This window comes from Rhodopirellula sp. J20-39 (genome assembly GCF_057365095.1).
This window is the reverse complement of the sequence record NZ_CP195123.1, coordinates 4,023,389-4,045,580: the sequence shown is the minus strand read 5'-3', so window position 1 is coordinate 4,045,580 and position 22,192 is coordinate 4,023,389. Positions and strand designations below refer to the sequence as shown.

Sequence of the window (22,192 nt, the reverse complement as noted above, 5' to 3'; positions counted from 1 at the left end):
GTCCAGATAGAAACCGCTCGAGGCGTGGACGTAGAAACGGCAGAGCCATTGCGGTTGGCTCGTCGAGCCCGCTGCACGTTGCAGGGCAAACACTCCCAGGAACGGGATAGCAACTAGAGTCATGGCGATTCCGTTGGCCAAGTTCACAGCCACGACTGGGACCGAACCGGCAAGCAGAAAGCCGGTTCCAGCGAACAGGGCGGCGTACGCTAAACACATCAGACCAGCCATTAAAATCGCGTGCAGCGTGAGGTTAGCGTTGCCACTTCGCATCGCGTTGGTGATCCACTGCGTTAGGGCCAGACAAAGGATCCCGCCCAGCAGCAAGCCACCGGGTTTTTCGGTTCCGGAGATTCCAAACACCGCCCAAGCGACCGCCAACATGCTGCAACAAATTACCGCCGCAAATGCAGTTTGAGTCCAGCGAACGGTCTGGCTTAGCGGCAATGCACCCAGCGTCGCTTGCTGGTCTCGGACCACGCTACCCGACCGCAAAAACGCGTTCGCTTTGTAGAGTGAGTGTGCAGCCAAATGAAGGGTCGCGGCGATATAGGCGCCTAATCCACACTGCAGCATCATGAATCCCATCTGGGCAATCGTTGAGTACGCGAGTGACTTTTTAACACTGGTTTGTGTCATCATCACAACGACGCCGAAGCAGGCCGTCAGGGTTCCGATCAAGACCAGCGAATACAACACGGCCGGTGCAAGTGAGAAGACCTGGCTGAATCGGATGACTAGAAAACCGCCCGCGTTGACGATGCCGGCATGCATCAAAGCCGAAACCGGCGTGGGTGCTTCCATCGTTTCAGGCAACCACGTGTGAAACGGAAACTGAACCGATTGAGTTATTGCGGCGATTACCAGTAATCCACACGCAGCATGAATCCCCGGCGGGATCGTTTGAGCGTCGGTGACCAATCGTTGAGCGGACTCAAAGATGTCGACCATTATCAGAGAGCCAAATTGCTGATAAAGCAGAACGCTCGCGGCGATCAATGCGACATCGCCGATCCGGTTGCACCCAAACTTGGTCCACGCGGCACGGTGGGCTCCGGTTCGGTCACGATTCAGTAGCAACAGTTGTTGAAGTCCGAAGTTGGTTGCAAACCAGCCCAGCACTAGGGACACGAGATGTCCTGAACTCACCATCAAACTAACGGCGCCGATCGTGAAGGCGGCCCAACGGAAGTAGCGAGCTTGATTCGATTCACCATCGAGGTACACCAACGAAAATTGACAGGTGACCCAACCCACGAAAGCGACCAAGGCCAACATCATTGTCGAGAGCCCATCGATCAGGATTGGCGATGTGTGGTGCTGCAATTCGTTGATCGCCCCAACGGATCCACGTTGCACTGCATGATCAAGCAGGAACCAAACCAGCAGAAGCGTTGAGATCGCAAATTGTCCGGCAACGCCACAGGTGACCAACCGCCGAAAACGCTTCACGTCACGATGAGCCACCGCGTCGGGAATTAGGACCGCGGTCATTAGCAAGACCGGGATTGTCATGGGTATCAGATCCAACCAAACGGACATCATCGAAACCTCCAAAGAGAAGAAGCAGGAGACGCGAAACCTAAAGCACGACTTTCCTGTCGTCAATCATATTTCGTCATTCAGCGGGCGTAGGATGAGCAGAATCAGCCGTAGCGAATGCCACTGGGTCGCTATTGATGCGGTAAAACGCTGCTATTTTCTCAGAATTCGAAAGCACGAAAAACTTTTCGTGTTTTTAAGTGCTACAATCAAACCGGTCAGTGGTCGAAACCGGAATCGACCTGATTGCATGTGAAGTTCACGGAGTCCGGGGTATCGGCGGGAGATCATCGATGGCAGCCAAAAAGGCCGCAAAAAACCACAGTTCCACGCGTGCAAGGACGTCCACCGCAACGGAAACCTCGACTCAGCGATCCTCGCCCCAATTGCCAACCCCTGCGGAAAGCCGGCCTGGCAGCCGCTGGACTTTTCTTACAAATCACGCGCACGTGTTAATCGTGCTGCATGCCCAGCCGGATTTGGTTCTCCGCGAAGTTGCCGTGCAAGTTGGTATCACGGAACGAGCGGTCCAGCGAATCGTCCAGGATTTGGAAGACGATGGTTTCATCAAACGAGAGAAAATCGGCCGGAAGAACCACTACGAGGTCCTGACCGATCAACCGCTCCGCCACCCCATCGAAGCTCATCGCGACATCGGCGATTTATTGAAATTGATCACTGGTTAACTTGGCGGTTGCCGACCAGAAATCCCTTTTGTCACCGTGGGCGACTGCTTTCAAACCACGCTATTTCCGGTGGTTTCCGGACTTCTGAAAAAAGATTCCAGTTTCTTGCATCCGTTTGCGGCAAGTTCGCGAATACGTCACTGACATGGCCAGTCTCTTCGTTCGTTGGAACGGAGGTTCGTATTTCAGAACTAGACAAACAAAGCACAGGAAACATGAACACTCTCAAACGTTACTGCCTCACTGCAGCAATCGCCGCCGTCAGCGTCGTCAACACCCAAGCCGCCGACATCGTCGACACAGCCGTTGGTGCTGGATCCTTCAACACGTTGGTTGCGGCAGCGAAAGCCGCGGGACTGGTCGACACACTCAAGGGCGACGGTCCGTTGACTGTTTTCGCTCCGACCGATGATGCATTCGCCAAGCTGCCCGAAGGCACCGTCGAATCGCTGCTGAAGCCCGAAAACAAGTCGAAGCTTGCCGCTATCCTGACCTACCACGTTGTTCCAGGCAAAGTGATGGCGTCCGATGTGGTAGCCTTGTCCGGAGCTAAAACCGTTCAAGGCCAACAAGTCGACGTCAAAGTAGACGGGTCGACCGTCATGATTGACGGGGCGAAGGTCGTCAAGACTGACATCGCATGCGACAACGGCGTCATCCACGTGATCGACTCTGTCATCCTGCCTGCGGATAAGAACCTGGTCGAAACCGCCATCGGTGCTGGCTCATTCAACACGCTCGTCGCCGCAGTGAAAGCCGCTGGTCTTGCAGAAACGCTTTCCGGTGAAGGTCCCTTTACCGTATTTGCACCGACCGACGAGGCATTCGCAAAATTGCCAGCCGGTACCGTGGAATCGCTGCTGAAACCAGAGAACAAGCAGAAACTGGTCGACATTCTGACTTACCATGTCGTCGAAGGTCGCGTGTATTCCAGCGACGCTGTTGCTGCAAAGACTGCCAAAACGCTCAACGGATCATCGATCGCGGTGAAGGTTGGCGATTCCGGTGCGATGATCAACGATGCTGGATTGGTGACGACCGATATCGATAGCACCAACGGCGTCATTCATGTGATCGACACTGTTTTGATGCCACCAGCCAAGGGTGCCAACTTGCAAGGCGTCATCCATGGTGCGATCGCTCAAGGGTCAGAATTGTTCAACTCCGGAAATCACGCTGCTTGTGCTGATCTTTACAGTCAAACCATGCAAGGCATGATGGATGCGGAAATGGACCCTTCGCTGCGTCATCATATGACAAGCGTCATTGCAACGGCCAGTTCGCAACATTGTCCAACCACACGGGCCTGGACGTTGCGTCGCGGTATGGATCAAATGTACGCACGGTTGGCAACCAAGTAGAGTTACGCGACGACTTTCGTTTAGATCTCGCTACGGAAAAGACCTTGTGACTGAATCGGTTCTAACGCGTATCGCCTCCGGCGATCGCTCCGCTGTCGATGATTGTTTGGATCGCTACGGTGGTTTGATCTGGTCATTGGCAAAGCGTTGGCTCGGTAATGCCGACGACGCGGAAGACGCCGTACAAGAGATTTTCGTAGAACTTTGGCAGCAAGCCGGGCGATTCGACCCGGCCGTTGCCGCCGAACCGACTTTTGTGGCGATGATCGCTCGTCGCCGTTTGATCGATCGACGTCGGAAAGATTCCCGAATCCCGTCGATGGAATCCTTCGCCACGGATCCTGTCGATTCCACTGCGGAATGCGGGAACGAAGAGGAGTTAGTTCGTGGAGAAGAGGCTGCTCAAGCCAAACTTTGTTTGGAAAAGCTGACTTCAACACAACAACAAGTGCTCACACTTTCGGTGCACCAGGGTGCATCGCACACCTTGATCGCGGGTAAACTTTCGCTTCCACTTGGAACCGTGAAGTCCTACGCTCGTCGCGGCCTGATCCAGCTTCGAGATTGCATGCAGCGTAGTCTGGAAACGGCAACGGCACCTGGCCTTGCCACTGGAACGAACCAAGCGAAAGCTACACCTACCGGGAGTCGATCATGAACTCATCATCATCGAAAACTCCTTCGCCGTGGGACGAACTGCTGGCCGGTGAGGCCTTGGGCGACCTTGACGCGGCCGAGTTACAAGAACTCAATAGCGAGTTTGGTGACTCCCGTCCTAAAACCAGCGATGAATTGATGCGTGCCGCTGCTGCGTTGGATTTGGCATTGTCGTCATCCAACGCCCAATCCATGCCGGAAAGCTTACGCCAGAAGATTGCTCGCGACGCGGTAAATCATCTACCCGAGCGTCCGAGCAATCCCGCGGTCGTGCCATCATCAAATGCAAACCGGTCAAACGCCGGCAGCAAGATTGCATTGCGTGAGAAGCTAGCCTGGCTAGCCGCAGCGGCTTGTTTGTTGATTGCGATCGGCGTCTGGAACAGCAAAGGACCTGCAAACCTCAAACCCGAAGACGGAACCATCGTCGCGATGGACCTCGCCAAAGCTCGTGAGAATTTGAAAACAGTGGCAGATCGAGTCGAGGTTCAATGGGCATCCGGAACGACTCCGTTTGACAATCCCGTTTCCGGCGACGTGGTGTGGAGCACAGCGGAACAGCGTGGATACATGCGTTTTGTTGACATGCCGATTAACGATCCTGACGTTGAACAGTATCAGCTATGGATCATTGACCCGGCTCGCGATGACGAGCCAATTGACGGCGGCGTCTTCGATGTAACTGCAGCCGGTGAGGTCATCGTTCCGATTAACGCGAAACTACAGGTCATCGAACCAGCAGCGTTCGCGATCACGATTGAGAAACCCGGCGGCGTCGTGGTCTCGACTCAGGAACGATTGCCACTGCTGGCATCGGTTGCTGGATAGGGCAAGCGGAGAAACTGCGACAGATCAATTTGACGGTGCACTAGATCTCCGCCTCAATCCAATCGCGGGCTTGTTCCAATTCGCTGATATCAAAGTACTTGATCTCGGCTGTCGTGAATGGACGGCAAAAGATTGCCATGCCCTTTTCCCATTTTGAATCGCCGACAATGGCGAGACGTTCGATGTCATTGAAGTGCTTGAAGTCAAACTTGATGTCTTCCCACGCGGCACCCAAGTCCCATCCGTGAAAGTCGTGCATCATGACAAGAATGCGGACCTTCCCATGTTCCTTGATCCTGTCCTCCGTCAAAGGCAAAAATTCGGCATAGGCCTCTTTGGTCAACTTGCCGGTCACTTCGACTTGGATCACTTTACCGGCGGCTACTTCAGTAACAGCAAATGACATTTTGATATTCCTTCAAATAGGGAACTGGAAACGGGTAAGGCATGCTTTCAACGAACAGCAAATAGTTTGAGAGTGCAAGTGAGCTAGTGCTTCATCCAGATTCGAGTTGGGGGTAGTGGGCGAGGCGACGAGCCCGTCTGGTCGGTGAGTGGATAGGATTCGTCGCCTCATCCACTACGATCAACCCCAGAATGAAATGTAGATGAAGCACTAGTTCGTACAGCGACTTCAGAAGTCCGGAAAAGCAAACGTCGTGCCGGAAGATCTAGCGTGGTGATACCGCAAGTCAGATGGCCGTTCGTGCACGCCTGTGACAATATCGCTCATTCGCCGACGTTCAAATTTCAGCGATTCAGTCCCAACGACAGATCGTCGACGAACCAGCTTGCATTGCGAACACGCTAAGCCATTCGATGAGTTGCCTGTCTGCGCGACTTTCAGTCTTCCACCGTTGCAGTCTGCTAGACTGGCTGCACTCGACCGGTTGGTGATTGACTCTCAATTGGCGACTACCTCGGTATCTGTCACGCGTCCCCACGCTGGAAAGCTGAATTCAACATGGCCACACTCAAATTTTGCGGCGCCGCTGGCACCGTCACAGGTTCTTGTTCCCACGTGCAAACGGAAACCGGTTCGTTCTTAGTCGATTGCGGGATGTTCCAAGGCAACCGAACAACACAAGAACTGAACTACGGCGAGCTACCTTTTGACGCCACTGCAGCAGAGTTTCTGATCCTAACGCATGCCCATATCGATCACAGTGGTTTGCTTCCGAAGCTGACCAGGGCAGGATTCAAGGGGCCAATTTTTGCGACGCCCGCGACCGTGGATTTGTTGCAATTCATGTTGCTCGATTCGGCGCATATTCAAGAATACAACGCTGAGCGTCAGAACCGAAAACGCGAGCGACGCGGTCAAGAACTGATCGAACCGATCTACACCAAACGGGATGCGGTAGCGACGTTGGCTCAGCTTCGCGAGGTCGAATACGAAACTTGGTTCGAGCCTGCCGACGGGATTCGTGTTCGGTTTTGGAATGCAGGACACCTGCTCGGCTCTGCTTCTGCGGAAGTCCATGTGGCTGAGTCCGGCAAATCGATTCGGATGCTGTTCTCTGGTGATTTGGGGCCTGAAGAGAAGGCGTTTCATCCCGAACCGGACGCTCCCAGTGGACACGACTACATCATTTGCGAGAGCACTTACGGGGATCGTGACCGAGACGACTACACATTAGAAAAACGCCGCGAAGCGATGCGGGTCGAATTACAGCGTGCATTGGGGCGAGGTGGCAACGTCGTCATCCCGGCTTTCGCCGTCGAGCGCAGCCAAGAACTGTTGCATGACATCGCGGTGCTTCTGAACGAAGGTCAAATTCCGGATGCCACCGTCTATCTGGATTCACCGCTGGCGAGCAAAGCCACCGAAGTGTTCATCAAGTACGCCGGTAGCATGGAAGACATTGAAGTCCATGAGTCCGAGTTGTTCCGTCACAAGAACTTTCGGATTACCGAGAGCGTGGAAGAAAGTAAAGCGATCGCCAGCGTGTCCAAGGGCGCGATCATCATCTCGGCGAGTGGAATGTGCAACGCGGGTCGAATCAAGCACCACCTGAAGAACAACATTTTCCGCAAGGAGTCCACGATCCTTTTCGTCGGCTATCAATCGCCTGGGACGCTCGGTCACATCATCACCAGTGGCGCGAAACAGGTTCGCATCTTCGGCAAGGAATACCAAGTCAAGGCCGAGATTCGACGACTCGGAAACTATTCAGCGCACGCGGATCAAATGGAGCTGATCGACTGGATTCTCCAACGAGGCCCAGTCCATAGCGGACTGTTTCTAAACCACGGCGACGACGAAGCTCGTGCGGTTCTTAAAAAGATGCTGGTCGAACGGGGCATCAACGCGGAGCGAATCTTCTTGCCAGTGTTTGACGAGAGTTTTGAATTGGTCGCTGGCGAGACCGCCCATTCGGTTGAGCGTCCAGAACCAAGAGTCGATGTCACCCAACTTCAACGCGATTGGCACAACGAGTATTCCGCTTTCATGTTGGAACTGAGTAACCGATTGCAAAGCATCGACAGCCCACATGAACGACAAGAATTGATTGAGCAATTGGCGAAAACGCTTTCTCGCAAGTAGTCACGAAAAGTACTTTAGATCGGCGGAGCGTGCCGTGACGTTCGGCAATCTGGTGGGCAGGACAAATCCCTGCCCACTGAACTAGCTTGCTTTCGTTTTCTCGAAATCGATGAGCGACTTCGGGGGGATTGCGACACGCAATGCGTTCAGAACTGCAACGACGTCAATCGCCTCTTGCAGGATTGCTCCCGCTACCGGCGTTAAGTATCCAGCGGATGCGAACCCCATCGCTACGATGCTAACCGCCATACCGCCAATTGCACTTTGCAGTGCAATCCTTCGCATGCGTCGACTGATGTGCAGGAATTCATCGATCTTCTGCAAAGAACTGTCCAGCACCACCACGTCGGCGGCTTCGGTTGTCACGTCACTGTTTTGCCCAAACGCGACGCCGACGGTGGCCGCCATCAACGCGGGCGCGTCGTTGATACCGTCCCCAACGAAGATCGTGTTCGCTTTAGCGGTCTCCGCATTAACGATATCCAGCTTTTGCTCTGGACTTTGACTGGCATAGACGTCGTGGATGCCGACCTGTCCGGCCAGGTACTTCACCTCGGATTCGCGATCACCCGAAACCAACAGGGTCCTAGCAATCTTGTGCCTCGGTCCCAGGTGCTGAATGAATGAAGCACCATCGGGTCTCGGCGTATCTCGAAAACGATAGGTAGCCACATATTGATCGTCGATCAAAATCACGCACTCCAGCCCACCGGCTTGCGGCGGCAACAATTCGGCAACATCGGGTTGCGCAGCGAGGAGCTTCTTTCGGCTCGTGACTTCGATTCTGTGCTTTGAAACACGACCGGTCAGGCCTTGACCGGGTGGTTCACTGACTTCGGAGACACCGTACAGTACGGCCTTGGACTGAGTGGCTGCTTTGGCAATCGCGTTGGCGAGCGGGTGTTTGGAAAAACGTTCTAAGCTGCTGACGTACGAAAGGATCTCTTGAGACCGTCTTTCGTCAACACACAATTGCTCGACAAGATTGGGTTCGCCGTAGGTGAGTGTTCCAGTCTTGTCGAAAATAAGCGTGCGGCACGTGTCAGCGGTCTCCAACGCAGTCGGATCGCGGACGATGATTGCCCGTCGTGCCGCCAATGAAATCGATCCGATAATGGCAACCGGAATCGCAATCAACAAAGGACAGGGGGTCGCGACCACCATAACGGCTAGAAAGCGAACAGGATCGCCAGTGGCAACCCACGCTGCAACGCCGATTGCGATGGCTAGCGGCGTGTACCAAGCCCCAAGCCGATCAGCCATTCGTCGCATCTGCGGTTTCTGTTGCTCAGACGCCTCCATGACCTCCATGATTTTGGCGTACCGAGAATCGATCGCCAATTTACCGGCCTGAATCATCAGAGCGGACTCACCATTGATGGCGCCGGACAAGACCGCAACACCCGGTGCCTTGGACATCATGTAGGGTTCGCCGGTTAAGTAAGACTCGTCCATCACACCGTGCCCCTCCACGACGATGCCGTCGACTGGACAAGTTTCATGAGGGAAAACGGCGACAGTGTCGCCAATCGCAATCTCATGCAGTGGAACGTCTTCGACCGTGGAATCGTTCTTGCGATGGGCCACCGCGGGCATCCGTTTACTGAGCGCTCGCAAGACCGATGACGCACTGCTCACCGCATAGGCTTCGAGTGCTTCACCGCCGGACAGCATCAAAACCACCAACGCCCCGGCCAGATACTCACCCAGCAACACAGAAACAACAATCGAGATCCCAGCCAATAGATCCGAACCGAAATCCCGCCGCATCATCTTTCGAAGCAGCTCCCACACTAACGGGATCCCGCCGAAGAACAACGCTAGCCACAACGGCAAATTCCGCTGAGTTTCAGGAACCTCCAACGCAAACCGCATCACCAAATGAATCGCGATCATCGCGATGGTAAACAACGCGATCAACATCTCACGCGATTTCCACGCTTGAACCGGCTTGGATACTGATTCAGGCGTAGTCACGAAATTTCAAGATGGAGTTTGAAGATGGATTGGCTGGAAGTCCCGATAAACCCAACTTACCAATAAGCTTTCCAGGTCCGTCAAGTCGATGCCTTCCGGGCAATTCACGCGAGCCGACTGGAAAATCTAATCGCGAATAAGCAAGGGACGCTCCTATCAGTCTAGCAAACACCGCGGCAGAGATTCTCGCAAGACATTGATTACATCACACTGAAGGATCAACTTGCCGTAGACGCACAAAAAAACCGGACGGCGATTGCCATCCGGTTCATAGACGATTGTCAGATCAGGACTGACTCGGGTTCCTACGGCGATTGCCGAGGGAGAACGAAGCGATCTCGGCCACTAATGCGATGCTGACGCGATTGGTTCGATAGTGACTCCCATCACGATGGGTGCGGAGTCATCGCTGCCCTTGACCAACTCAATCGTCTCAACGATCTCTTCTGACTTCGGAGCCACCGACAGGTATCGTACTTGTTGGTTTCCGAGAGCGAACGCAAACTCACTTTCAGGAACGTCAACGCGTCGAATGTAGTCGGCGATTTGCACGCCGTTTTTCAGCTCATGATCTTCCACTTTGCCATCGGCATAGCGGAAGCGAACGATCATCGAAACGGTCGGCGAATTGCTATATGGATAGTTCCACCCTCCAACACCACCCAGCAAGTGAACTGCCTTTAACCCGGTATGGCAGGGCAATGAGACACTTTTTGGCATCTTCCGAGGCAACTCGGCACGCGGTCCGTTCAGCAAAATGATGTTCGCTTTCTTGCCGCCCATGGGATCAACGACCTGGAACGGAACCTCGCCATACATCTTCGTTGTCCAATCGGAAAACACCAAACGATCGTCGCCATTGGCCGGGCCGCCGAACAAGGGTTTGGTGCTCACCGCGGTGGCGACCGATCCAAGCGGAAGCGGCACGTATTTGCCCTTCGCGGTCAAGAATTCGAGCAGATCAGCCATGTTGTTCATGGTGATCGACTTTTCGAAGCCTTCCGGCATGATGGACTGCCGTGACATCACAAGTTCCTCGATGTCCTCCCGCAGAACGCTCTGACGTTTACCGGCCGTGTCGAACAACTCGATGGCGGTTTTGGATTCCGATGCAAGCATCCCGTTGAGCACCAACCCGTCGACCGTCAATACGGTGTAGGCTCGGAAATTACCCTCAACGCTGCGACTTGGATCCAGAATATGTGTCAGCAATTCCCGTTTGGGATGCACAGCCATCCCAGTCAAATTGGGCCCCACTTCCACACCGATGGTGCCGTGGATGTGACACTTCGAGCAATGCTCGGTGAAGATCGCTTTGCCTCGAACGGCGTCGCCCGTTCGCGTCGTAGTGGGCATGTAATCGTCCAGCACCCGTTGGCGATCAGCGTTGGGTAACGAACCACCTTGAGCGAGTAGCTTCGCCGCCATCTCCTTCACTTTGGGATCGGGGTGGTTGGCGAGTGCCTGTTGTTGATCAAGAGCCAGTTCGTCCAACGATACCGATCCTTCTTCGACGCCGTCCAACAGCGACAAAGTCGATGCTGGCCGTTTGAGAAGCTGGGTCAAAGCGGCCTGCTTCAGCGACGGGGTTAGCGTACCAAGACGCGATACGATTTCGTCACCGATCCCGCTCCACTTGCTAGCCTGCAACGCTTCCAAGATACCGCTCCCCAGCTCCGGTGAAGTTCGTGGATTGACCTCGTCAAGTAGATCGATTGCTGAATCTTCATCACTAGGACGGAACGTGATCAATTGCTTGGCCGCTTGCACGCGGTCCTTGTCTGAAGCGTCTTCGTCTTGGACCGTATCTAGCAAGCCTGCACAAATCTCACCCGCGTGCTCGCCAAATGTTTCACTGCCCCAAGCGATTGCCAACTTGACCAACGTCGATTGGGTTCCGGTGTCGGAATTGCGGAGAAGCTTCGCCAATCGTTCTTCGATCTCCGGCGACAGATCAACCTGGAAGTCTCGCTTCCAGCCCTTCTCAAAACCCTGAAGGACAGCGGTCACGATTTGGGAGTCTGCTTTTGCTAAACCCGCAGCGATTTCCGCCAAGTCTGAATTTTCTCGTCCCCGAGCATGGTGTTCAGCAACTCTAGCTATGATCGGAACGGCCGCACTGGGTAGATCTTGGATTGACGCGAGTGCCTTCAAGAATGCACTGCTATTGTGTGCCGCCGCACTCGTAATCCCATCGGGGATCCAGCGATCGTTAAGGTTCGTACTCGACGCCAACATCTCAAGTAAAGCTTCGCCGCTTTCTGAACAGACGGGCAAGTCAGCTAGCGCGAGAGCGGCAGCAAGTCGCACCTGCGCGTCTGCATCACGATGCAAGCCTGTATCGACGAGTGACTTCACCGAAGCTTCTTTCACGGGCAATACCTGAACCGCGTTTCGACGGACACCAGCGGAAGGATGACTCAGGCCCACAACGGCAGCCTTTGTCGCCACATCGTTCGAACCGTCAAGCAGACCCAGGCCGTGCAGCGTCCACAAAGCGTGAATCGCACCGACGTTCAGTCCAATTGCATCAACTGAATCGTCCTCGACCAGCTTGACAAGTGATTGCAGCACATCGTCATTGCCCCGCTCGACCAACAATCGCTGGGCATGCTTTCGAACAAGCATCGTTGGATCGGTTAACGCGTTGACCAATTCTTGTGGCGTTGCCGCGCCCAGGTCTGGACAGGTCGCATTGGAGTTGTCGTCGGCGACGACTCGATAGATGCGTCCGTGCCTCTTGTCTCGCAATTTGGACTCGTAAGCCCGGCCCTTACCCGTCTGGAAACCTTCTGGTGTCGGGTTGTGCTGGACGATGTAGTTGTACCAATCGATCACCCAAACTTGGCCATCGGGTCCAACTTCGGCCATGATCGGCGCAGTCCACTCATCATCGCTCGCCAATAGATTGAACGGACTGCTGGAGTGATAATCACTGCCGGTGGATTCTAAAACAAACGAGCCTACCAGGTGGCCGGTCGGGCCGTTAACGAATGCAACCCGATTCCAGTACTGTTGTGGATAAGCACGTCCTGTATACAACGCATGTCCAGCGGCAGCGGTGTAGCCGCCGTGATGGTCCACCTGGCGTACCTTATCCGTAATCGGCTCGAACCGATTGCTGTCGGCGATCGACGATAAGGTCAAGGATGTCGCCCAACCGCGAACGCCTTCGTAGTACCGGTTCGCGATCGGCATGTAGATGCTGGGGTTACGGTTAGCGGTTGATCCAAAAATCAAACCTTCTTCGCTGATACCAAGTCCCCAGGTGTTGTTATTGGTCGAACGAATGAACTCCAGTTCGCTTCCGTCCGGACGCATCCGGAAGAATCCCATGCGGAATCGTTGCTGCGGTTTGCCATTGGCTTCCGGTTGTGAGTCGTTGTAACCCTGCATCGCCCAAATCCAGTTGTCCAAACCGTACTGGAAGTTGCTGACACCACCGTGAGTGTCACCGAGTTGCCAATTGGTAAACAACACCTTCTTTTCGTCCGCTTGATCATCACCATCGGTGTCTTTCAGATAAAGCGTTTCGACGGCGTTCTGGACGATCACGCCGCCTTTGTAGAACGCGATGCTGGTGGGGATGCTGAGTTCTTCCGCAAAGACGGTAAACTTGTCGGCCTTCCCGTCCTTATCCGTGTCTTCACAAATCCGAATGCGGTCGCGTCCTTTGCCAGCGGGTTGCAGTTCGTTGGGGTAGTCAATCGTCTCGGCGACCCACAAGCGTCCTCGTTCATCCCACGTCATGCAAATCGGCTTTCCGCCCAGTTCCGGTTCTGAAGCGAACAACTCGACGTGGAACCCTTTCGGGACGACCAAATGCTTCATGGACTCTTTCGGCTCAAGAGGCTTCTGCATCATGTTCAGTGGCTGGCCCTGCACGCCCCACTTGTCTGACTTTTGGTAGTTGGGGATTTCCCGTCCAACGTCGACGTACTCAAACGGTTTTACATTTTTAGGCAGCTCCGTCATTTCGGGCGGGCTGAATTCGGGACGTTCGAAGTAGGTGCCGGCTTCTTGTGGATCCGCACCTGCGGCCCAGCGAATGCCTCGTTCGACCAAATTGTGGAAACCTGGATTGGTCCACGTCCGTGAATCGTGCCCCCACGCGGTATAGAAGACGCGGCCTTTGCCCTCATCGCGAATCCAGGTGTAAGGCTCTCGGCCTTCTTGATCGACTCGGTATTCCAGTACCGTACGATTGGCGTCGTTGTGTTTGGTGTGAACGTAGGTTTCGTCCCAACTTGCAAAGCCACTGAAACCTCGCATCAACTCATGGTCGGGCTTCGCGATCTTGCCGCGAAAAACTCCGGTTCCATGCCGTTGGAACTGGCCGCCCATCAACGCGACCAACTCAGGTGAATTGCGAAAGCAATAGCTTGCACAGTGCAGCGGCACGAAACCACCGCCATTGGACACGTACTGCAGAAGCGTTGCTGCTTTGTCTGCATCGATCTCGTCGATATTGGCGTACAACACCAAGGCGTCATATTCGCCAAGCTGTTCTTGGGTTAGATCTGACAATTGGTCTGTGTAGGTCAGTTCGATCCCACGGTCCGCTAAGACGGGCTGCAGTTCATCGAACCGTGCCCGAGGTTGGTGCGGACCACGATCACCTAGAAAAAGAGCTGGAATCTCGGCTGCGGGTGCTACCGTGATGGAAGCGCCGAGCAAGCTTAGGAACGCGACACAAACGAGTCGACAACGGAAGCGATTCATGATGAGTACAAAAAGGGCTGACGAAAGAATGAATAATCTTGCTACGGATTTTAACTGGGCTGACAAAGCCAGCCCAAACCGAAAAGGCTGCGGTCGCAACAAACCGCAGCACAAAGCTTACCTCGGTTGACCTAGGCCAACGCAGGCTGCAGAGCAAAGTCGGGAAGCTCGATGAGCTGGCCGCCCTTCAGCGCCGACTCGTGTGCACAGATTCCAACGCACGTCCAGTTGGCACTGGTAACCGCACCTGGTGAAGGCTCGCGGTCTTCCGCAACGGCGGAGATGAATTCGTGCACCAAGTGCGGATGCGAGCCACCGTGGCCGCCGCCCTGCAAGAAGGACAGGTGCTCGGCGTCGTGGATTTCCGCGGGCAGCGTAAACCGTTGGATGGGTTCAGGAAGAAGATGAGCGAAATCCGGAATCTCAATCTTTTCCGGAATCTCGTTTTCTGGCTTCTTCGCCGTGTGAATCACATGCGGCTCGTTTTCGACCAACGACCACTCGAAGCTCTTCTTAGTGCCGTAGACGTCAAAACTTTCACGGTACTGACGAGCCACGTCGTGCAAGAATCGCCAAATGTGAGCGGTCACGTCACTGTCTTTCAGCTTGATGTGGCAACTTTCCACCGCAAACGTGCAGCCGGACTTCTTAGCGATGTCGTCGCTAACGGTACCGGACCCAAAGCAGTTCACCGACTCGGCCAACGCTCCGGTAAGCCCCAAACATGGACTGACCACGTGGGTCGCATAATGCATTGGGATCATCGATTCCCAATAGCTAGGCCAACCATCCATGTCCTGCGGGTGCGACGCGGCAAGGTACTGGATCTTTCCAAGTTCGCCTTTCTCGTACAGGTCCTTGATGTAAAGGAATTCGCGGCTGTAGACGACGGTCTCCGCCATCATGTATTTCAGGCCCGTGTCGTGAACCTTTTCGACGATCTGGCGGCACTCATCGACGGTGGTCGCCATCGGGACGGTACACATCACGTGCTTGCCTGCGTCCAATGCTCGCAGCGACATCCATGCATGATCGCCGATCGGGCTGTTGATATGCACGCAATCCACATTCGGATCCGCAAGCACCTCTTCGAAATCGGTATAGCGACCCTCGATGCCAAATTGGTCAGCGGTCTTGTTCAACTCCACTTCATTGCGACGACACACCGCCACGACTTCGGCATTCGGATGAGCTTGGTAGATCGGAATGAATTCGGAACCGAACCCGAGACCCACCATCGCCATTTTTACTTTCTGTCCGTTCATATCCTATCCACCTTATGGGTATCTATTTGGTTTGACCTGTTTTGGAAGGTTGCTCGTTGCCGTACTGCTGACGCGTACGGATTGACCATTGGAAACAACGATCACGAAAGCCCCGCTCTTGCGAGCGGGGCGAGATTGGTCTTCAAAATTGACCAATACTGGAATCGATTACTCGGACTTGGGGATGGATCTCGATCCACGACCTCGACTCTTGTAATCTTCTTGAGAGGACTCGCCATAGTTCTCCCACCGTTCGATGCGTTCAGGCGAAGCCAAAATCACCGAGTTCTTCTTTTCGCTGCACCCGGTTAAGGGTACGGCAAGTCCGCACACGAGTAGCAAAAGTGCCCAATGATGGGTCATGAGAGTCTCCTAAGAATTGATCGTTTAAAAACATCAAGCAGTCCGAAAACAGATTGCCGACTAGAAATCAGCCTCGATGACCTCTTTGCTGGCTCGAGTTCCAAGAGCTCCCCATACGCCGAACGGGCTTGGTGAACCGGGAACAGTGGGGCGAGCACCGGTGTGGTCCCAAAAGACCATCCCGTTATGCGACCCGGTATCGATGGAATCGGTGATGAACTTCACTGCACCGTCACCCATCAAGACGTGAGCACCACCTTGGTGTCGACTACTGGTGCTGCCTGACATTTCGGCACCGGAACCACCAAGTGAACACAACTCCGTGTTGGGTGCTTTGATGGTCGTGAAGCTTGTCCACAAAGGTTCGCCGTTGGCCCACATGTAACCTCGAGCACGTTCGGAATAGTCCAGTTGGTTTTGGCCTGGATCACCGCTAGCTACCTGCACGATGTCCTTGTCCCAGAAGCGAGGACGTTCTTTGCTGATCGCCCCAGCACATTCGTTGCGGTTGTCGACAAAGTTCCACCAGTTACGAGGTGCTCGCAGTGCGATGGTGGTGATGTCTCGATCGCCAAGGTCGGTGTTGATTTCGCCAGCGGCAATCGTGTTGGCCAGTCCATCCAAGATGTCTCGGAATCGCGAATCCATCATGGGCTTGAAGAAGCCGCGGTAGTGAGCACGTGCATCGTTTTCGAGAACCGTGCTCCAACGCAGGTTATTCGTCCAAGGATCATAAGGACCAAAGCTGGTCATCGCGTCGTCACCGATGCAAGCGGCGTAGTTGGTTCGCCCCATCGCCGGCAAACCGAATCCAGGATCGCTGGGGCAACGGAAGGTGGGGATGTCGGTTGCCCAGGGACCGTAGGAAGGAATCCAAGGTGCCGGGCCCATTGCCGACCAAGAAGGGGTGCGGGTCGTTCCGTCAGCGTTCTTGTTGTTGGGGTTGGAGATTTGCTCCCACAAGGCTTGCTGTTCCACGAACGGCAAGACGCCAACCAGATAACTGAGCAAGCGGTTGTTAGTCTCGAGGTGAGTGCCACCACCGGACGAGAACGTTCCGCCCATGTGGGTCGGCAAACGCTTGTAGGCGGAGTGATAGTTGTGAAGCCCTAATCCAATCTGCTTGAAATTGTTGCTGCAGCTCATTCGGCGAGCCGCTTCACGTGCCGCCTGGACTGCCGGCAGCAGCAAGCCCACAAGCACACCAATGATTGCTATAACGACGAGCAACTCGACAAGCGTGAACGCATGTCGTCTTCCTTTGTGAAACATATTCTTGACCGTTTAAGTGAGGTAGTTCGGAATAACAAAGCTGGTTTCATCTACGGCGGGGTCAACCCGTTGGGGTGTCTCCTTCGCCCACAACCAAATTATAGGGTCGGGGATCTGCTACACTATGCGTTATTACGCATATGTCATGTGCATTTTCACCGAGTGATTTCACGTCCTGTTACGCTTTTTCGTCGAGCCTTCTCGTGAGAAAACAAAAATCGGTCGCTTTACTGATCGAGACCTCAAACGCTTACGCACGGCATTTGTTGGGCGGAATTTTGTCGTACATCAACGTGCACGAATCGTGGTCGATCGATGTGCCCGAGCAACAACGCGGTGCAGCGCCGCCGGAGTGGCTGAGTAATTGGAAGGGGGACGGTTTGATTGTTCGAATCGAAACCGAACGCATCGCAAGCTTTGTCGAAAAGTTGAACGTACCCGTGGTCGACGTGAGTGCCGCCCGCTTTGTACCGAACATTCCATTCGTCGAAACGGATGACAAAGCGATTGCCAAATTAGCGTTCGATCATTTCCGAGAACGCGGCTTTGAGCACTTTGCGTTTTGCGGCGAGTCGGCGTTCAAGTGGTCAGCGTTACGCGAGGCTAGCTTTGCCAAAGAAGCAGCAAAGGTCGGTCGCGATTGCCACATCTTTCACTCCAAGCCACGAACGTCGCCAGGTTTCTCGCTGTCTCGCGAGCGGGCGAGAATGTCTCGCTGGTTAACCTCGCTACCACGACCGGTTGCCGTGTTCGCCTGCTATGACATCAAGGCCCAACAGATCCTGGACATCTGTCGCCAACAGCAAATCCGCGTCCCCGAAGACATTGCCGTGCTCGGGGTTGATAACGACGAGTTGCTTTGCGGCTTGTGCACGCCACCCCTATCAAGCGTCATCCCAGCCGCACACCGTGCTGGTGAAGAGGCGGCCAGATTACTGGACTCGATGATGTCGGGGATCGAAATTGATTGTCTCGAACATCTGATGGAGCCACTGGGAATTGCAACACGCCAATCAACCGACGTGTTGGCGATCGAAGACCCTGACATTGCGGACGCGGTCCGATTCATTCGCGATTCCGCTTGCGATGGGATCGACGTCAACGATGTGCTCAAGAAGGTTGCATTGTCACGGCGAGTGCTGGAAAACCGATTCAAAAAGTTCGTTGGCCGAACGCCTCACCAAGAAATCGTACGGCGACGGGTCGAACGCATCCGACGCTACTTGATCGAAACCGATTTAACGCTTTGCCAAATTGCCCATCGAACCGGCTTCCAAAACGAAGAATACATGAGCGTCACGTTTCGTCGAGCATTGGGGCTGCCGCCTGGGAAATACCGGCGTGAACACGCGAAGTCGTTCGGCGGCAGCCAAACCGGTCCGTAGTTTAGCAAATCGGTGTAAGTGGCAATCGAAAATCGGCAAGCGGTCGGTGCTTGCCTTCGGAAGAGTTCACGCATCGAATTCTTTTGTGCCGAGGTGAAACTGAATCGCTTACCGCATACAATGAGCTTCCCCTCCCGGTGCCTGCGCACCAACCACCCCCACCTCCGCATCCCCTGCTATCCGTTTATGTGCATTCGTGTGCGCTGTTTAACGTCGTTTGCACTTTGCAGTTGGTTGAGCTTCATCGGCTCATCTTTCCAACTTCAGGCTAACGAAATCGCGTCCAATTCGATCGACGCTTCTTCGGCAACGGTTGACTTCGTGCAATCTTTTTGCCTGGACTGCCATGACAGCCCTGATGCCGAGGCGGGGTTGGACCTAAGCGATTTCACTTCATTGCATGACATACCCAGCGAGATTGAAAAGTGGAACGGCATTGCCGATCGAATCGCTGAACATCAAATGCCGCCTAGCGATAGCGAGATGCCCACGCCCGAATCTCGCGATGCGATCGTGTCGGCGATTCGAAAAACGATTCACGTAGCCGTTTGTGACGATGGTGTGTCACCGGGTCGCCCCATGCTTCGGCGGCTTAACCGAATCGAGTATGCCAATACGGTTCGGGATTTGTTGGGCGTTCAAATCGATGCAGGTCACGCCTTGCCAGAAGATGGAGCTGGCGGCGAGGGTTTTGACAACGCGGCCGAAACCCTGTTCATCTCACCAATCCATGCCGAGAAATATTTGGAGGCTGCTCAATCTGCCATGGGACACGCCCTGCGCGACCCTCGCGATCGAGCGGCGATCCTGATCGCAAGCCCCGGCGACAAACTTTCGCCTACCGAAGCGGCTCGGAGGGTTCTCGGCAACTTTTTGCCCAAAGCGTTTCGCCGACCGGTGACGGACGTCGAGATTGCTGTATACGTGGAACTCTTTGACAAGGTCTTCCAAGAAGACGAAATGTATGTGCCAGCGATCACGTTCGCGTTGGAGGCCGCGATGGTGTCGCCTAAGTTCCTTTTTTTGTGGGAACAGCCTCACTCGCAAGACAAACCGATTGAGATTACTCAGTACGAGATGGCATCCCGGTTGTCCTATTTCCTTTGGGCGTCCATGCCCGACAAGGAGCTGATGGAATTAGCGTCGCAAGGTAAGTTGCACGACAACGATGTGCTGTCGAAACAGGTGCAACGGATGGTTGCCAGCCGAATCGATAAACTTGGTAATCGCAGGGATGCGAAAGTACGCTCATTCGCGACTAGCTTTGTTGAACAGTGGCTGGGCACCCGAGCACTCGGACGTGAATTCAAGCCCGACGAAGCGATCGTTGGCCGGTTCAACTCGGAACTGGAAGGCGGCATGAAGTACGAGCCAGTGTTCTTTATGGAAGACCTGCTGGCGGAGAACGGTTCGTTATTGAACTGGATCGATTCCGATTTCACCTACGCCAACCGCACTTTGGCAGCACACTACGGAATCAAAGGAACGTTTCGCGAGCAACCGCGCCGCGTCTCGTTGCCCGAGGGTAGCCACCGTGGAGGTGTACTAGGGATGAGTGGCGTGCTGGCGGTTTCGTCCTTTTCGCACCGCACCAGTCCTGTACTGAGAGGCAAATGGGTGATGGAGACGTTATTGGGAACACCACCACCGTCTCCGCCGCCGGACGTTCCCAGCTTAGACAGCGTCGCGACCGACACTGGGGAACATCGAACTTTGCGGCAGCGATTGGAGATCCACCGAAGCGATCCGGGCTGTGCATCGTGTCATTCGGTCATGGACCCACTCGGCTTCGGCCTCGAAAACTTTGACGTGCTCGGTCGTTGGCGGACCGAAGTGGATGGCGAGGCGATCGATAGCAGCGGCACGCTCCCTAACGGGACCACGTTCGATGGACCTGATCAATTGAAAACATTGCTGATGGGTCGTAAAGACGCAATCATGCGACACTTGACCAGCAAGATGCTCGGTTATGCACTCGCTCGACAATTGACCAACGAAGACCAATGCGTTGTCGAAGAGATCACCCGTCAACTTGCGGCGGACGATTACAGAGCACAAACGCTGGTGATGGGGATTATCACCAGTGTTCCGTTTCGATTCAAAAGCGGTCAATCACTCACCACGGAACCGGAGACCAAGGATGTCAACTAAAGTGCGTATGCGATATCTACAAAACCAGAACCTTCGTCGCGAATCGCTATCGCGTCGAACGATACTGCGCGGCGCCGGCGCAGCGTTGGCGTTGCCGTGGCTGGAGGCCATGATGCCCCGGCGTGCCGTTGCGAACGAAACTGAATCGCCGCAAAGCAAAGAGTCGCCCGTGCGAATGGCGGCGTTGTTTGTGCCCAACGGAGTCCGTCAAGACAAATGGACTCCATCGGAAACCGGCGCAGGCTACCAGCTTTCCGAAACGTTGCAGCCACTCGCGGACGTGAAAGATCAACTTCTGGTTCTAACCAATCTTTGGAACCAAGCCAGCAATGTCGGTGACGGCCACTATGTTAAAACGTCTGGTTTTCTAACCTGCACCACAATCAATAAGTCCTTAGGCATCGACCTGAATTGCAACGGCAAGTCGATGGACCAAGAAGCCGCCTCGTTCGCCAAGAAGTTCACGCCGCTCCCCTCGCTCGAACTCGGCATTGATCCGGTCACAACCGGAGTCGACACCAACGTCGGTTACACACGTGTGTACGGATCACATATTGCATGGAGCGGTCCTACCAGTCCGTTGGCTCGAGAATTAAATCCACGTTCGGTCTATGAGCGGTTACTGCGTTCGACCAAGCCAAATGCATCCGCCGCCAGTCGTGACATGCTGTTACTAGATCGTGTGATTAGCGACGCGAAAGAACTCGCACATCAATTGGGTGCAGAAGACCGCCGCCGAATGGATGAGTACCTGCAATCGGTGCGAAGTATCGAACAACGCCTGTCGCGTCAAAGCCAGGTGGGCGCGGCGGCATGGAGCCCACGGGTCGAACTGGACCCAACCCAGGCACCTCCCAAAAAATTGCCCGACCAGTTTCCTGAACATGTTCGGCTGATGTTGGACATGATCGCGTTAGCGTTTCAAACGGACACCACACGAATTTGCACGTTCATGTTCGGCAACGCCGTTAGCGGACGCAACTTCTCTTTCCTGGATGGCGTTTCCGGCGGGCACCACGATATCTCGCATCACCAAAACTCCGCCGAAAAACTTGCCGAATACGAGCGAATCAATCGCTGGCATGTGCAGCAGTATGCTTACTTGCTCAACCGATTACGAAACATGAAAGAGGGCGAGCAAACGGTTCTCGACAACTCAATGATCTTATACGGATCCGGGTTGCGGGACGGGAACAGTCACAGCCCCCACAACTTGCCGCTGCTGTTGGGCGGAGGCGGTGGCGGCAGGATCGCAACCGGCCAACATGTCTCATTCGAAAAAGACACGCCGCTTGCCAACTTGTACCTCACCATGCTCGATGCGTTTGGAATGGACACCAACCGCTTCGCTGACAGCACCGGAATTTTACCAGAAGTCCTGGCGTCATAGCTTTGACTTGCCGCCGTATTCGCTCCTTACCCCAACGATGGTCCC

Annotated in this window: 14 protein-coding genes and 1 pseudogene; 8 read left to right on the top strand and 7 right to left on the bottom strand. The window is 54.5% G+C overall.

The window, feature by feature from the left end; genetic code table 11:
- Positions 1–381: 381 nt before the first annotated feature.
- A pseudogene (locus tag ACR3ZL_RS14695) lies at positions 382–1,494 on the bottom strand (proton-conducting transporter transmembrane domain-containing protein); the annotation flags it as partial.
- A gap of 341 nt (positions 1,495–1,835) precedes the next feature.
- Here ACR3ZL_RS14695 and ACR3ZL_RS14690 point away from each other — a divergent pair.
- The 4 genes from ACR3ZL_RS14690 to ACR3ZL_RS14675 all read left to right on the top strand — a co-directional run bounded on the left by ACR3ZL_RS14690 (position 1,836) and on the right by ACR3ZL_RS14675 (position 5,074).
- A complete protein-coding gene (locus ACR3ZL_RS14690) occupies positions 1,836–2,228 on the top strand; it encodes a helix-turn-helix transcriptional regulator (RefSeq protein ID WP_473652368.1) in 393 nt (130 codons plus the stop codon).
- 215 nt (positions 2,229–2,443) lie between these two features.
- Complete coding sequence (locus ACR3ZL_RS14685; protein WP_486172728.1) at positions 2,444–3,589, top strand: fasciclin domain-containing protein; 1,146 nt, start codon at positions 2,444–2,446, stop codon at positions 3,587–3,589.
- A gap of 46 nt (positions 3,590–3,635) precedes the next feature.
- Positions 3,636–4,247 (top strand): RNA polymerase sigma factor, encoded by a 612-nt coding sequence (locus ACR3ZL_RS14680; RefSeq protein ID WP_473652369.1) that lies wholly within the window; start codon positions 3,636–3,638, stop codon positions 4,245–4,247.
- Positions 4,244–5,074 (top strand): anti-sigma factor domain-containing protein, encoded by an 831-nt coding sequence (locus ACR3ZL_RS14675; protein ID WP_473652370.1) that lies wholly within the window; start codon positions 4,244–4,246, stop codon positions 5,072–5,074. The genes ACR3ZL_RS14680 and ACR3ZL_RS14675 overlap by 4 nt, the downstream gene beginning before the upstream one ends.
- 40 nt (positions 5,075–5,114) lie before the next feature.
- Here the strand turns inward: ACR3ZL_RS14675 and ACR3ZL_RS14670 are convergent, their stop codons facing one another.
- Positions 5,115–5,480, bottom strand: a complete 366-nt coding sequence (locus tag ACR3ZL_RS14670) for a SpoIIAA family protein (RefSeq protein WP_473652371.1) — start codon at positions 5,478–5,480, stop codon at positions 5,115–5,117.
- 558 nt (positions 5,481–6,038) lie between these two features.
- On the opposite strand from ACR3ZL_RS14670, the gene ACR3ZL_RS14665 reads away from it, so the two are divergent.
- Complete coding sequence (locus ACR3ZL_RS14665) at positions 6,039–7,622, top strand: MBL fold metallo-hydrolase RNA specificity domain-containing protein (protein WP_473652372.1); 1,584 nt, start codon at positions 6,039–6,041, stop codon at positions 7,620–7,622.
- An 81-nt stretch (positions 7,623–7,703) separates the two neighbouring features.
- On the opposite strand, the gene ACR3ZL_RS14660 is transcribed toward ACR3ZL_RS14665, so the two are convergent.
- The 5 genes from ACR3ZL_RS14660 to ACR3ZL_RS14640 form a co-directional block, all read right to left on the bottom strand.
- Positions 7,704–9,545, bottom strand: coding sequence for a heavy metal translocating P-type ATPase (locus ACR3ZL_RS14660; protein WP_473653554.1), 1,842 nt, complete (start codon positions 9,543–9,545; stop codon positions 7,704–7,706).
- A 399-nt stretch (positions 9,546–9,944) separates the two neighbouring features.
- Positions 9,945–14,321: a PVC-type heme-binding CxxCH protein gene (locus ACR3ZL_RS14655; protein ID WP_486172727.1), complete on the bottom strand. Its 4,377-nt coding sequence runs from the start codon at positions 14,319–14,321 to the stop codon at positions 9,945–9,947.
- Between the two features lie 131 nt (positions 14,322–14,452).
- A complete protein-coding gene (locus ACR3ZL_RS14650) occupies positions 14,453–15,586 on the bottom strand; it encodes a Gfo/Idh/MocA family protein (RefSeq protein ID WP_473652373.1) in 1,134 nt (377 codons plus the stop codon).
- A gap of 168 nt (positions 15,587–15,754) precedes the next feature.
- A complete protein-coding gene (locus ACR3ZL_RS14645; RefSeq protein WP_473652374.1) occupies positions 15,755–15,949 on the bottom strand; it encodes a hypothetical protein in 195 nt (64 codons plus the stop codon).
- A 60-nt stretch (positions 15,950–16,009) separates the two neighbouring features.
- Positions 16,010–17,221 (bottom strand): DUF1559 family PulG-like putative transporter, encoded by a 1,212-nt coding sequence (locus ACR3ZL_RS14640; protein ID WP_473652375.1) that lies wholly within the window; start codon positions 17,219–17,221, stop codon positions 16,010–16,012.
- Positions 17,222–17,424: 203 nt separating this feature from the next.
- Here ACR3ZL_RS14640 and ACR3ZL_RS14635 point away from each other — a divergent pair, with 203 nt between their 5' ends.
- The 3 genes from ACR3ZL_RS14635 (at position 17,425) to ACR3ZL_RS14625 (ending at position 22,147) form a co-directional block, all read left to right on the top strand.
- A complete protein-coding gene (locus ACR3ZL_RS14635; RefSeq protein WP_473652376.1) occupies positions 17,425–18,606 on the top strand; it encodes a XylR family transcriptional regulator in 1,182 nt (393 codons plus the stop codon).
- Positions 18,607–18,792: 186 nt separating this feature from the next.
- Positions 18,793–20,757: a DUF1592 domain-containing protein gene (locus tag ACR3ZL_RS14630; RefSeq protein WP_486172726.1), complete on the top strand. Its 1,965-nt coding sequence runs from the start codon at positions 18,793–18,795 to the stop codon at positions 20,755–20,757.
- Positions 20,747–22,147, top strand: coding sequence for a DUF1552 domain-containing protein (locus ACR3ZL_RS14625; RefSeq protein WP_473652378.1), 1,401 nt, complete (start codon positions 20,747–20,749; stop codon positions 22,145–22,147). Before ACR3ZL_RS14630 ends, ACR3ZL_RS14625 begins: the two co-directional genes overlap by 11 nt.
- Positions 22,148–22,192 lie beyond the last annotated feature (45 nt).

Coding starts and splice junctions, on each gene's coding strand:
- ACR3ZL_RS14665 (WP_473652372.1), top strand. CDS start 6,039: ATGGCCACACTCAAATTTTGCGGCGCCGCTGGCACCGTCACAGGTTCT.
- ACR3ZL_RS14685 (WP_486172728.1), top strand. CDS start 2,444: ATGAACACTCTCAAACGTTACTGCCTCACTGCAGCAATCGCCGCCGTC.
- ACR3ZL_RS14625 (WP_473652378.1), top strand. CDS start 20,747: ATGTCAACTAAAGTGCGTATGCGATATCTACAAAACCAGAACCTTCGT.
- ACR3ZL_RS14655 (WP_486172727.1), bottom strand. CDS start 14,321: ATGAATCGCTTCCGTTGTCGACTCGTTTGTGTCGCGTTCCTAAGCTTG.
- ACR3ZL_RS14670 (WP_473652371.1), bottom strand. CDS start 5,480: ATGTCATTTGCTGTTACTGAAGTAGCCGCCGGTAAAGTGATCCAAGTC.
- ACR3ZL_RS14640 (WP_473652375.1), bottom strand. CDS start 17,221: ATGTTTCACAAAGGAAGACGACATGCGTTCACGCTTGTCGAGTTGCTC.
- ACR3ZL_RS14660 (WP_473653554.1), bottom strand. CDS start 9,545: ATGTTGATCGCGTTGTTTACCATCGCGATGATCGCGATTCATTTGGTG.
- ACR3ZL_RS14650 (WP_473652373.1), bottom strand. CDS start 15,586: ATGAACGGACAGAAAGTAAAAATGGCGATGGTGGGTCTCGGGTTCGGT.
- ACR3ZL_RS14675 (WP_473652370.1), top strand. CDS start 4,244: ATGAACTCATCATCATCGAAAACTCCTTCGCCGTGGGACGAACTGCTG.
- ACR3ZL_RS14630 (WP_486172726.1), top strand. CDS start 18,793: ATGTGCATTCGTGTGCGCTGTTTAACGTCGTTTGCACTTTGCAGTTGG.
- ACR3ZL_RS14645 (WP_473652374.1), bottom strand. CDS start 15,949: ATGACCCATCATTGGGCACTTTTGCTACTCGTGTGCGGACTTGCCGTA.
- ACR3ZL_RS14690 (WP_473652368.1), top strand. CDS start 1,836: ATGGCAGCCAAAAAGGCCGCAAAAAACCACAGTTCCACGCGTGCAAGG.